10 protein-coding genes are annotated in these 13,510 nt (G+C 37.3%); 6 read left to right on the top strand and 4 right to left on the bottom strand.

The genetic code is table 11. The features are described 5' to 3' along the window. Positions 1 to 5 precede the first annotated feature (5 nt). A complete protein-coding gene (aqpZ, locus tag QWY78_RS07915) occupies positions 6 to 725 on the bottom strand; it encodes an aquaporin Z (RefSeq protein ID WP_353960523.1) in 720 nt (239 codons plus the stop codon). A gap of 121 nt (positions 726 to 846) precedes the next feature. On the opposite strand from aqpZ, the gene QWY78_RS07910 reads away from it, so the two are divergent. Next, positions 847 to 1,599, top strand: coding sequence for a DUF4230 domain-containing protein (locus QWY78_RS07910; protein ID WP_290218400.1), 753 nt, complete (start codon positions 847 to 849; stop codon positions 1,597 to 1,599). A gap of 72 nt (positions 1,600 to 1,671) precedes the next feature. Further along, the gene (locus QWY78_RS07905) at positions 1,672 to 4,539 is read left to right on the top strand and encodes an alpha-amylase family glycosyl hydrolase (protein WP_290218398.1); all 2,868 of its coding nucleotides are present in this window, start codon (positions 1,672 to 1,674) and stop codon (positions 4,537 to 4,539) included. Between the two features lie 175 nt (positions 4,540 to 4,714). Here the strand turns inward: QWY78_RS07905 and QWY78_RS07900 are convergent, their stop codons facing one another. The 3 genes from QWY78_RS07900 to pfkA form a co-directional block, all read right to left on the bottom strand. Then, positions 4,715 to 5,524, bottom strand: coding sequence for an oxygenase MpaB family protein (locus tag QWY78_RS07900; protein ID WP_435389061.1), 810 nt, complete (start codon positions 5,522 to 5,524; stop codon positions 4,715 to 4,717). Positions 5,525 to 6,368: 844 nt separating this feature from the next. Further along, the gene (gene gap, locus QWY78_RS07895) at positions 6,369 to 7,373 is read right to left on the bottom strand and encodes a type I glyceraldehyde-3-phosphate dehydrogenase (RefSeq protein WP_290218393.1); all 1,005 of its coding nucleotides are present in this window, start codon (positions 7,371 to 7,373) and stop codon (positions 6,369 to 6,371) included. 34 nt (positions 7,374 to 7,407) lie between these two features. After that, positions 7,408 to 8,394: a 6-phosphofructokinase gene (gene pfkA / locus QWY78_RS07890; protein ID WP_290218392.1), complete on the bottom strand. Its 987-nt coding sequence runs from the start codon at positions 8,392 to 8,394 to the stop codon at positions 7,408 to 7,410. 163 nt (positions 8,395 to 8,557) lie between these two features. Between pfkA and QWY78_RS07885 the strand changes: the two genes are divergently transcribed. The 4 genes from QWY78_RS07885 (at position 8,558) to QWY78_RS07870 (ending at position 13,392) form a co-directional block, all read left to right on the top strand. After that, on the top strand, positions 8,558 to 8,914 hold the full coding sequence (locus tag QWY78_RS07885; protein ID WP_290218390.1) for a hypothetical protein: 357 nt from the start codon (positions 8,558 to 8,560) through the stop codon (positions 8,912 to 8,914). An 85-nt stretch (positions 8,915 to 8,999) separates the two neighbouring features. Continuing rightward, positions 9,000 to 11,384: a TonB-dependent receptor gene (locus QWY78_RS07880; protein ID WP_290218387.1), complete on the top strand. Its 2,385-nt coding sequence runs from the start codon at positions 9,000 to 9,002 to the stop codon at positions 11,382 to 11,384. Between the two features lie 11 nt (positions 11,385 to 11,395). Continuing rightward, positions 11,396 to 11,953, top strand: a complete 558-nt coding sequence (locus QWY78_RS07875) for a hypothetical protein (RefSeq protein WP_290218383.1) — start codon at positions 11,396 to 11,398, stop codon at positions 11,951 to 11,953. A 104-nt stretch (positions 11,954 to 12,057) separates the two neighbouring features. Further along, positions 12,058 to 13,392 (top strand): trigger factor, encoded by a 1,335-nt coding sequence (locus QWY78_RS07870; RefSeq protein WP_290218379.1) that lies wholly within the window; start codon positions 12,058 to 12,060, stop codon positions 13,390 to 13,392. Positions 13,393 to 13,510: the final 118 nt, after the last annotated feature.

Below are 13,510 nucleotides of genomic sequence, written 5' to 3'. Positions count from 1 at the left end.
TTTAATTAACCTACGTGTGGTTTTTCAATTAAGAAGTTGTGTACAATTGCTGCTGCTACACCACCTAAAACCGGTACGACTAAAAATAACCACAATTGAGAAAGTGCTGCTCCACCTGCGAAAATTGCTGGTCCGATACTTCTTGCTGGGTTTACAGAAACACCAGTTACTTTTATTCCCACAATATGGATCAGCACTAAAGTTAAACCAATCGCTAATCCTGCAAAACCACCATGAATATTTTTTGTAGAAGTAGATCCCAAAATAACCAATAGAAAGATAAAAGTAAATACAAATTCTGCTACAATTGCTGCAGTCATATTGTATTCTCCTAAATATCCTGCACCAAAACCATTAGATCCAAAAGCGTATTCTCCCAAAACTGGTGTATTTACTTGGTTTGTAAATATTAAATATAAAATTGCAGTTCCCAAAATTGCACCTGCAATTTGAGAAACAACATACATTCCCGCTTCTTTTGCTTTCATTCGTCCTGCAGCAAACATTGCGACAGAAATTGCGGGATTTATGTGACAACCAGAGATATGTCCAATTGCATAAGCCATTGCTACTACGCTTAATCCGAAAGCGAAAGCGATACCAAGAAGTCCAACTCCGGTAGTTCCGTCTGCACCAGCGATTACTGCCGCGCCACATCCCATAAGAACCAATACCATTGTTCCGAGCATTTCTGCTACCATTTTTGAAGTCATTGTTACATTCATATTTTTATAATTTACATTGTTAAATGCTGCAAATTAAGTATTTACTTGGAATTGCAGTATAGATATTTATCTACAACCACTGATAATAGAGAAAATATTACATTTGTACTAATATTACAAAATGAAGTTCAAAAAATATAAAATTATCTTCTGGTCGGTCGGTATTTTGGTTCTGCTTTTTCTGGCCTATTTTCTTTATCAGATGACTCAAAGTGAGTCCATTAATTCGATGATGACGCTACTGATGTTGGTATTGGGTTTATTTCTCGGTGGAATTATTGCCTTTTTGGCCTCTAATAAATTGAGTTCTGGTCCAGCTGTTATTCATGAAAGCTCCCATACCATCGCTGAAAGTATGCGAAAGGTTTTCAAGGTGGTTTCTGCAGAAGGGCACTTTAATGAAATTTATAATTACGAAGAAACCACCAAAATTTTTAATTTTATTCCCTCAAAAAAGAAAGCTTTAGTAATTGTTCAGGCAAAAGTTTTGGTGGGTTACGATTTTGAAAAATTCAAGTGGGAATTTGATGAGGTGAATAAAACAGTAAAATTGTTGAATTTTCCTGCGCCACAAATCCTTTCGACTGAAACTGATTATAAATATTATAACATCGAAGAACAATTTTTCAATCTTTTCAGTAAAGATGATTTGGCTAAAATTCAGCAAAACGGAAAACGGCAGGTGATTGAAGCAGCAAAAAAATCACACCTTCCAGAGGTTGCTGCAGAACAAATGCGAACCTTATTGACCGAGCTTTTGGCTGGAAAGAATTTTGTGCTGGAAAATGCAAATATCATTTCGGAAAGTAAAAATCAAATTGAATACAATCCTTTAAATAGAACTGATCGTTCGCAAGCTAAATCTACTTTATAATAAAGTTAAAACAAATAAGTTGAAGCTTTTTGACGAACTTTTACTAAATTTACGTTCTTAAAATAATTTAAAATGAAATATTTTTACACCCTTTTTCTCGCTTTACTACTGCCGTTTTTTGCAGTTGCACAGCAAACGATTACCTATGCTGTAAATCCAACAACCTTTGAAGAAACAGAAGCTATTACGGTAACTTTTACCGTCAATGAAAATAGTTTTGGGGTCGCTACTAGCCATGCTTTATATCTTTGGGCTTGGTCGGTTGATTCCAGTGCGATAAGTGCTGATTCGCCAACAAATGGAACCTGGACAGTATCAAATGCAGTAAATAAATTGACTTATGTGTCGAGTTCTGCTGGCATGGGAACCTACACCTATACCATGAACACTGTAAAATCTTTTTACGGAAACCGTGCAAATCCTCTTGCAAAAATTGGATTTCTAGTAAAAACACTGAGTGGAAGTGTTAAGTCTCAAGATATTTTACTGAATGTTGGTAAATTCCAATTTAATTTAACCAACCCTACACAAGGTAGCACCAATATTGTTTCTACAGGAACAGTTTTAAATATTACGGGAACCTCATCATTACCAGCAAACTTTGTCGTAAAAGCAAATGGGACACCGGTTTATACCAGTTCAGCTGCTTCTACTGCGCTGAATTTCCCGTATACTGTTACGCAAGATGCTGCAATGGAAGTGGTTGCAACAGATGCAGTTGGCGGAACGGTAGTGACTAAAAGTTTTACCGTTGCGCTTTCAATACCTGTACAAACCGCAGCTATTCCTGCGTACATGAGACAAGGGATCTCCTATGATCCAGCTGATCCAACCAAAGTAGGTTTGGCAATTTACGCGCCCTTAAAGCAATTTGTTCACGTGATCGGTAGTTTTAATAATTGGTCGGTCAATGGAAATTTTTTGATGAAAAGAGATACTGCAAATCCAGATTTGTATTGGTTAGAAGTCTCAGGACTTACGGCACAGCAAGTCTACACCTTCCAATATAGAATGTCTGATGGTGTTAAAGTTGCAGATCCTTTTTCAACCTTAGTTTTGTCGCCAGATGATGATCCGTGGATTAACCAATATGGAAATGTTTACCCGAATCTACCAGCTTATCCTGCGGGGCAAAGCTTTGATGTTTCTGTCATTCAAACCGCTAAACCAGCGTATAACTGGACGGTTACCAATTTCACTAAACCCGCTAAAGAAAACTTAATCGTCTACGAATTATTGGTAAGAGATTTTACCACTGAAAAAACATGGCAGTCACTGATTGATAAAATTTCTTATTTAAAATCTTTGAATATTAATGCGGTAGAACTTATGCCAGTAATGGAATTTGATGGAAATAATTCTTGGGGTTATAATACAGGATTCCACTACGCTTTAGATAAAACTTATGGAACGCCGGAGAAATTCAAAGAATTTATCGATGTATGCCATCAAAACGGAATTGCTGTTATTCTGGATATTGCTTTAAATCATGCCACCGGCCGAAGTCCGCTTGCTAGAATGTGGATGATTGATCCAGATGGCGATGGTTACGGTAACCCTGCGGCGAACAGCCCTTATTTTAATCAAGTTGCAAAACATTCTTACAGTGTATTTAATGATTTCAACCATTCAACCTCGGCTACTAAATATTATGTAGAAAGAGTTTTGGAGCAATGGATTAATGAATATAAAGTCGATGGTTTCCGTTGGGATTTAACCAAAGGTTTTACCCAGAATTGCACCTCTGGTAATGATTCCTGCACCAATGGATATCAGCAGGATCGTGTGGATATTCTAAAAGCATATGCTGATAAACAATGGAGTTATGATCCCACTTCTTATATTATTTTTGAACATTTAGGAACAGATGCAGAAGAAGCACAGTGGGCCAACTATAAAATTGCAGAAGGAAAAGGAGTGATGATGTGGGACAAACAAACCACACCGTACAACCAGAATACCATGGGTTACGCAACAGACAGTAACTTTAATAGAGTCAAATATAGTGCTCATGGTTTTACCGACAGAAGAGCGGTAAGTTATGGTGAAAGCCATGATGAAGAACGATTGATGTACAAAAACATCACCTTTGGAACTTCGAGTGGTGCTTATGATGTGAAAAATCTGGCAACTGCACTGGAACGACAAAAAGCATATGGCGCTGTTTTCTTAACTGTTCCAGGGCCGAAAATGATTTGGCAGTTTGCAGAATTAGGTTTTGATAAAAGTATTTATACCTGCGAAAATGGCACCGTAAATACGGAAAATGATACCATTCCAGGAGATTGTAAGTTGGATAAAAAACCCTCTGCCTTTGGACTCGCTTATGATGTTGATACGTCCAGGAAATCTGTTTATGAGGTCTGGGCAAAAATTTTAGCGTTAAGATTGTCCAATGATGTTTTCAATACCAAAACATTCACCGTTGAATCAGGAAACTTAATGCCCAGAATCTATATCAGCAATGCAGCTACTGCCAGCACGTTGAAAAATGTTGTGGTCTTGGCCAACTTTACCCTGACGGCTCAAAATATTGTTCCTGACTTTCCTTATACCGGAAATTGGGTAAATCTGATGGACAACAATTCACTTTCTGTCACAAGCACTACGGCACCGATTACGATCGAAGCGGGCGGATTTAGAATCTTTGGTAATGCAGCCGCTTTAGGAACAGATGAAATCGTTGGAAATAAAAATGCAGTTTCTTTACGATTAACCCAAAATCCGGTTAGTAATGGATCGGCAACAGTTCGGTATACCCACGCTAAAAATGGAACGCTCGCTATTTATGACCTAGCAGGTACTTTGGTGAAAACCGTAAAAGTATCGAAAGATAGTGGTGATGATACTATTTCTATCAACGGATTAAAAGCCGGAATTTATTTAATTCAATTGAAATCTGAAAAAGGAGTTGCAGTCACAAAAATGATTGTGAAATAATCTTCCTTTAACAAATAATGTAGAACGGTTCGCAGAATATGCGAACCGTTCTTTTGTTCCAGATTTTTATTTTGAAATACATTCAAACATTAATAGGAAAATACTTTAGCCCGTTTATAGATTGAGCACTTCTTTTGTTTTTAGCCAAAACTCAGCAGATCAATCAGCCTGATCTTTAATAATGAAAATCTTTCGGAGTATGTTCAATGTAATCTGCCAAGACTTTCTTCTGCTGCTCATTTCCCATTTCTACTAGTTTTTGATATTGGGACGTATTTCGCAAATAAATTTTTTGGGTTATTTTATTACTGTTCACTACTATTTTTGGAAAAACAGAAAATGGTTTTACAGGCTTTGGAATTTTAAGACGCATATTAATTTCCTCATCCAATAAAAACCAGTTCATACTTTGATGCAGATTTTTCAACATTTGTCTTTGAAAAGCATATTTATAGATGGTGTTTTCTAAATTCTCCTGCAGCAGGGCTTTTGCTAATTGGGCCGAATCTTCATCGCCTTCAGCCTGAATGGTGCTCCACCAATAAAATTGTTCCACCGCTTGTTGTCGGTTTTCTGGTAAAAAATGGGCGGGGATTCCTAAAAGATATCCAATATATTTCCAAAGGTGAAAAAGGCCTGTCTCTTCCTCGGCAGAAATAATTATTCCTAATTTTTTTAATCCTTGCATGAAGACTAAAGAAAAACCGGTGTAGGTGGCAATCATATCCCAATGATTAATCGGTTCGCCCCAGTTCTGATCATCCCAATGTTCTGTCTTTTCTTTAATTTTCAAACGGGCGTAGGAATGCATTAACCGGGTTCTTATAATTAACTGGTAGGCTTCTGAATTAATTTTTAAAGCATCTTGCCTGGTGACATTCACCCAGAATTCTAAGGTATCTTTTAGCCGTTTTACCGCTCCTTTTTTTAAGGCTCCTGTAAGAATGAGTGGTTTGCCAATGTAGGCGAAATCGTAGCCACCCATTAAACTGAAATCACGCAGAATCATGAGACCGTTTGCCCCAGTTCTCATACAGAATCTTGCTCCATCATTGGCTACTTTTTCATCAAACCAAGGCGGGATTTCTTGTAGTTGAAGAAATAGTTTTTTGACACTTTCTGGTGCAGGCTCATTTTCAGAAATCGCTTTTTTAGAATATTGTTGAATGATCGCACTCGCTTCTTTATAGTTAAGTTTCAGATAGGTTTCCAATACCGCGTTATCGCCCAATTGATCGATTTGATGGTAGAGTGGGGCGTAATGTTGAAAGGTTTTAAAATCTGGTTGAATGGCTGCCCAATCCATTAATTCTTTTCCGTTTCCTTTTTCCCAGAAATTTTTGAAATGGGTGGCGTTTTGAAATTTTGGTGTCATTGTTTCTTAATCTCTATAAATATGAAATAATTTTTAACCCAAGGGACGCTTTTTTTAATTACACTTTAAAATTACGGTCACAATGGCGCTCAGCGTCAATGAATCTTTGATTTTGCTTAGCAAAGGGAATCTTATTTGTTTTAAAAAAAATTTAAAGTTTCTTGTAGGTTAATTTACGGATTTCTTTCTACAATTTTCAAGCCGATTGTTTTTTTGTTATAACTGCCCCGCAATAGGGATAGAAGTGGAAATCCCGGAAAAGAGGCGCGAGCGAAGCGAGCGCCGAATCGAGGAATTGTAACGGAGAGCCCGACCCGAGCATCGCGGTTGCTAAGTCCCTCTCTTTTGGAGAGGGACTTAGGGTGAGGACAGCGAGGGAATTGCCCAAATTACCGGTATAAAAAAACCTCCCGAAAATTCGAGAGGTTCAATATTTTGATTACTGAGATTCTGACTACAATGAAGCTGAGTGTACCAACAAATCAGCTAATTTGTTAGAGTAACCCATTTCATTATCATACCAAGAAACGATTTTTACGAATTGTGGAGATAACATGATTCCCGCATCTTTGTCGAATACTGATGTTCTTTTTTCACCAACGAAATCCTGAGAAACAACTGCATCTTCCGTATATCCCAAAATTCCTTTTAGTTCGCCTTCGGAAGCCGCTTTCATTGCTTGGCAGATTTCTTCATAAGAAGTTGGTTTTTCTAATCTTACCGTTAAGTCAACTACAGAAACGTCTGCTGTTGGCACTCTGAAAGACATTCCAGTTAATTTTCCGTTCAAAGAAGGAATAACTTTTCCTACTGCTTTTGCAGCACCTGTAGAAGAAGGGATGATGTTGTTCAAGGCAGAACGCCCACCTCTCCAGTCTTTCATAGAAGGACCGTCAACTGTTTTTTGAGTCGCAGTTGTCGCGTGAACAGTGGTCATTAAACCTTCCACAATTCCGAAGTTATCATGCATTACTTTGGCAATCGGTGCCAAACAGTTGGTTGTACAAGATGCGTTAGAGAAAATTTTGATATCGTCTGTTAATTCTTTGTGGTTCACACCCATTACAAACATTGGCGTATCATCTTTGGAGGGAGCCGAAAGAACGACTTTCTTAGCACCAGCGTTGATGTGCGCTTGCGCAGTATCTTTAGAAAGGAATAAACCCGTAGATTCTACGATGTAATCTGCGCCTATTTCATTCCATTTTAGGTTGTTAGGATCTCTTTCAGCGGTAACTCTGATTTTTTTACCGTTTACAATAAGGTCATTTCCTTCTACAGAAATTTCTCCATTAAATTGCCCGTGTACAGAATCATACTTTAGCATATACGCCATATATTCGGCATTGATAAGGTCGTTGATTCCTACAACTTCGATGTTTTCTCTTTCGGCCATTGCTCTGAAAACAAGACGACCAATTCTACCGAATCCGTTGATTCCTACTTTGATTGTTGACATAATTTTTATTTTAAAATTAGATTTGTTATTGTATTTAAATGGACAGAATTTCTGATATTTTCAGTAAATCCTGATCGATTTCATTGTGTTTTTTTACGGCTTCTTCAATAAGTGTATAGACCATTCTGTTGGATTGCATTCCGACCATTACATTCGTTTTTCCGTCCATTAGGCCGATTACCGCGCCATAACCTAGTCGACTTGCCAGCACGCGGTCTGCGCAACTTGGCGAGCCACCTCGTTGGATATGACCTAAAACTGCTACCCGGATATCATAATCTGGGAAACCTGCTTTGGTCGCTTTGGCAATGTCGTAAATGCTTCCTAATTTCTCGCCTTCTGCAACCACGACAATACTCGAAGCTTTTCCAGCTTTTTCGGCTCTTTCAAAAGTAGCAAAAAGTTCTTCAATACTGTCTTTTTTTTCTGGAATTAAAATACCAATCGCACCGGTCGCCAAACCACTGTTTAGTGCGATAAATCCAGCATCACGTCCCATTACTTCCACAAAAAATATTCTGTTGTGAGAAGTGGCGGTATCTCTAATTTTATCGAGTGCTTCCATCGCCGTATTCAAAGCGGTATCGTATCCAATGGTATTATCGGTGCCGAAAATATCGTTATCAATAGTTCCTGGAACACCGATTACTTGTATTCCGTATTCTTCACAGAAAATCTTTGCTCCTTTGAAAGTACCGTCTCCACCAATGCAAACCATACCGTCGATACCGTATTTCTGACAGTTTTCAAAAGCTTTTTTTCTTCCTGCTGCTGTTTTAAATTCTAAGGAACGGGCCGACTTTAGAATCGTTCCACCTTCCGTAATAATATTTTTAACGGATCGAGGTCCCATTTTGGTAAAATCATCATTAATTAAACCATTAAAACCTTCTCTTACTCCGTAACATTCTATTTTGTAGTGACTTGCAGTTCTTACCACTGCTCGTAACGCTGCATTCATTCCAGGTGCATCTCCACCGGACGTGAGAACAACAATCTTTTTCACTGCGCTTTCTTCCATAGTTTAAAATTTCAGCACAAATTTACGAAATCTCTATCAATTATGTAAGGCTTTAGGTAATGAGATTTACCCGATTTCGAAATTATGATTAATTTCATTTTTCATCATTAATGAAGGAGTATTCATTTTTTTTCTTTCATTTTAAAAATCTTAAATTTGCACGATGTTGAGAAATAAGAAAAATCAGAATTTTTTAGCCTCGCTTTTTGCGTCGGTCTATATTTTCGTGGCTTTATTTTCTCAGAGTTTTCACGAGCACGGTAGTGGAGAGGTTTTCAAAGATTTCCATTTTACCAAAGCCGACAAAACGATTACAAGTTCATCTGAAGTCGCTCATTATGCAGATTGTTTGTCCTGTCATGTTTTGCACCAAGGAAAATATGTGACTTCTCCGGATTTCTCCTTTTCATTTTTTGCAACTAAAGATTTTCAGGTCGAAATTTTTAGGACAGAAAAAACTTTTATGCCGCTCGCACTTTTCAATTTTGCGGTTCGCGGTCCACCTTTACCTTTCATTTAAGTACACTTTTTTCGAATGAATATTAAAAAATTGATTTTCAGTTTTTTACTATTTCTATTTTTAATTATTCTTAAACTTAATTTAAATGAAATTTATTTTAAATAGCATCGTACTCTTTTTCGGATTGGTTTTTACGCAAGCACAAACCACTTTTACAATCAAAGGAAAAGTAATCGATTATCACGACAAAGTTCCCTTAAAACAAGCAAAAATAACCATCGGAACTGCTACACAGATTTCAGATGCCAAGGGAAACTTTATTTTTAAAGCCTTACCAAAAGGAAATTATACACTGGTCGCCAACCATATCGATTGTGACCCAATTACGCAGGAAATCAACATTAATAAAGATATGGAGATTACCCTTCAACTTGAGCACCATATTGAAGATATTGAAACCATCACGCTTCACGGAGCGCATAAAAACACCAATTCTTTGATTGTAAAATCTTTGGATCGAAGCGACATCGACCGAAATTCAACCGAGAATTTAGGAAATATTTTGTCCAATATTTCGGGTGTTGGTGCGTTGAAAAGTGGGAATAATATTGCAAAACCCATTATCCACGGACTGTATGGGAGCAGAGTTCCGATCATCAATAACGGCGTGAAAATGGCCGAACAAGAATGGGGTGTTGAACATGCACCAAATGTCGACGTCAACCAGTTTGATCACGTGGATGTGATTAAAGGAGCTTCCGCTTTAAAATACGGAAGCGATGCCATCGGTGGCGTAGTGGTCTTGGAACCTGCCGTTTACAAACGAAAAGATACGATTCAGGGAAATGTAAATCTTTCCGGAATTTCTAATGGTCAGGGAATAGGATTAGGAATTCATCTGTTGAAAACTTGGGAGAACGGCTGGGCGATAAAAACAACGGGTGGATTTAAAAAATTGGGTGATTTAAAAACGCCTGATTACCACTTGATGAATACTGGGCTCCAAACTCAATCCTTCAGTTTTACGGTGCAAAATAACACTTTCTTACAGGGGATTTCTTTTGATTATAGCGTGACTGATTCGGAAATCGGGATTTACAGAGGTTCTGATTTGGGAAATTTAGAAGATTTTTATAAAGCTTTAACTTCAGATTTTCCTATTTACGAAAGAGATTTTTCTTATCAAATTAATAATCCGAAACAAGAGGTACAACATCATATTGCCAAGATCTCGGCTTTTAAAAGATTTGAGAATTTAGGAAAAGTTTCCGTTGATTATAACTTTCAATACAATCACAGAAAAGAATATGATGTGCGAAGAGGGGAACTTGCGCAAATTCCATCGTTGGATTTAGAATTATTCACAAATCAATTGAACATCAACAATTTTATCGAGCGTGAATTTTGGAGTTTAGAAACGGGAATCGATTTGAAATACCAGTTTAATTATTCCACGCCAAAAACACAGGCGAGAAGACTGGTGCCAAATTATGCGCAATATGCGGGTGGGATATATTCGGTCATTAAATATAAGTTAAGTCCGAAGTTGACTGCAGAAGCGGGACTTCGTTATGATATTGCAAAATATGAAGTCAAAAAATGGTATGATTTAAGCACTTGGGAAAATCTGTACGCAGCGACTTTTCCGCAATTTTATGTGAAGACCGAGGGGAATCGTGTTTTTGCGAAACCCAATTTAACGTTCAAAAACCTATCATTTAATGCCGGTTTAGATTTTCAACCTACTTCCTCTTTTGATATAAAACTTAACTATGCAAAAGTGGGAAGAACACCAAATATCGCAGAACTTTTTGCAGATGGCTTGCATCATTCTGCCGCGATTATTGAAGTCGGAAATATGGGCATGAAAAATGAAGATGGAAATCAATTTAATTTGAATATCGAGGGAAAAGTAAATGTTTTGGATGGTTTGCGGGTTACGGTAAACCCTTATTTATTAATAACTAAAAACTTCATCACCGAAATCCCGACGGGAATTCAGAATACCATTCGTGGGGTCTTCCCGGTGTGGTCTTACCGCCAGATTAAGGCGAAAATGTACGGTTTTGATGCCGACGCTGCGCTGAAATTCAACCGTTATTTTGAGTATAGAGGTACTTTTTCTTATGTAAATGGTCAGGATGAAACCAATGATCAACCTTTAATAATGATGGTTCCAACCAATTTGACCAATAGTCTGGAGTTTAAAAAAGTGGACTGGAGGAATTTTTATTTTAAAGTTCAGCAGCAAACATTTTTGCATCAGAAAAGATTTCCGGTCTATAATCCGACCATCCCTATTTTCGAAAACGGACTTGATGTTGAGAAAACATTAGATCTTTCTACGCCGCCACCAACGTATACCTTGTGGAGTTTACAAACCGGGTTCGACTTTAATAAACATTTTTCAGCAGGTGTAAATGTGACCAATCTTTTCGATACCAATTACAAAGAGTACCTGAACAGAATGCGTTATTTTTCGTCTGAAATGGGCAGAAATATTATTTTCAATATTAAATACAACTTTTAAATTTTCAAAAAATGAAAACTTTAATTCAATTAAAATATACCATCGTTTTATTAATAATGGTTTTTGCAATAAGCTGCAGCCGCGCTGATGAAGATGAAGATGTTCTTTCGCAAGAAGATATTTCAAATATCATTCTGAATGTGAAAGATGATGCCACCGGACTTACGAACACCTATAATTACACCGTTAATTCTGCCACGAACCCAGAAATTAAACTTATCGATGGAAAAAAATATACGGTTAGCGCCGTGTTTCTTAACGGAAATGAAGATGAAACCGAAAGCATCAAAGAGGCGAAAGATGAACACTTTCTTTTATTCAAGTTTCAAAACGCAACGATCAATTTAGAAAGGGTTGATGATGAAACTTCTACCCGAACCGATGGTTACAAAGTCGGTTTAATCACCAAATGGACGGTTATTAAAACAAAAATTGGACCCAATCCTGAACTTGTTTTAACCGTAATTCACGATCCAGTCGCTGTGAGTGAAGCCCAAAACGGAAGCGAATTCGGCTCGGTAATCGGTGGTGAAACCGATGCGATGGCAACGTATAGTTTGGCTAATTAAACACATCCCCCAAGAAAAAAAGAGAAATGATGAAGTTTATTTCCCTTTTAAAATATTCAAAAAAAATTTCCTATTTTTGCAACCTAAATTTTCAATAAATTACAATGAACGTTACAGCGACCAACCACGATGAAGTAAGTGCGTTACTTACAGTTACATTAGATAAGTCAGATTATAAGGAGAAAGTTGAAAAGCAATTGCACAACTATGCAAAAAATGCGCAAGTTCCTGGTTTTAGAAAAGGGAAAGTGCCATTGAGCATGATTAGAAAACAATACGAAGCAGGAATTGCTTTCGAAGAAATCAACAAACAAGTATCAGACGCCCTGAACAATTATGTTACCGATAAAAAGTTGAGATTGGTAGGTCAGCCAGTTCCGCAACCTGTTGAGGAATTAGACCACAATGCTGAGCAACTTTCAGTTGGTTTTGAAGTAGGTTACGAACCAGAATTCAGCATTGATTTAGCGAAATACGAAGCACCTCATTTCAAAGTAGAAGCATCGGAGAAAGAAATCAACCAAAGTATTGAGAATATGCAGAAGCGTTTTGCAGAGCAAGTTCCTCAAGAAGAAATCGCTGAAGATTCTACTGTAGCTTTGGAAATTAGCCAGGTGGTAGAAGAAGGAGCAGAAGGTGAGCACAACCACGCTCCAAAAAACATCACCATCGATGCGACCAGAAAAGCAGCATTTGACTTGGTGAAATCTTTGAAAAAAGAGGAATCTGTAAAAGTTTCTAAAGCTGATCTGGAGAACAATGAAGAATTAACCAAAGAATTAAGCTTTAGCAAAGAAGAAGTTGAACATTTACACCACGACCAAATTGAGGTTACGGTTAAGGATTTCTTCGGCTTGAACTTGGCAGAATTAAACCAAGACTTATTCGACAAAGTTTATGGCGAAGGTACGATCACGTCGGAAGAGGAGTTGAAAGAAAAAGTAAAAACGGAATTGGATGAGTATTTCCAACAAAATGCAGATGTTCATTTCGTAAATAAAGTTTTGGCTCAAATCAATGAAAAAGAAGAAGTAAAACTTCCGGAAACGTTCTTGGTAAAATGGTTAATGTTCAGCAATGAACATGTAACTTCCGAAGAGCAGGCAAAAGAAATCTTGGAAGCAGAAAAAAATCAGTTGAAATATCAAATCCTCGAAGGAAAATTGATGAATGACAACGACATCAAATTAGATTATGCTGATGTTTTAGCGCAAGCTGAACAATTGGTTCGAAATCAATTGGCGATGTACGGAATTCACCATTTGCCGGATGAAGAAGTACAGAAATATGCAGCCGATATGTTGAAAGACCAAGAACAAGTTCGCCAGATTTCCGGTGAAGTTGGAATGGCTAAATTAAAAGATGTAATCCTTGAAAAAGCAACTAAAAAAGAAACCAAAATTTCTCACGATGAGTTTTTGGAAGAATTGAAAAAGTAATTTTTATTTAGTAAATATAGAATCCGTTTCGTTAAATTACGAAACGGATTTTTTTTTAAACCTGTTTAAATTTTCTGAAAATTAATTTTCACAGTCGCTAAAGGGTGAAGTTGTAATG

The organism is Kaistella yonginensis (genome assembly GCF_030409525.1).
GTDB lineage: Bacteria > Bacteroidota > Bacteroidia > Flavobacteriales > Weeksellaceae > Kaistella > Kaistella yonginensis.
Note: the sequence above shows the minus strand (reverse complement) of the source record. Positions and strands in the feature narration are given on the sequence as shown.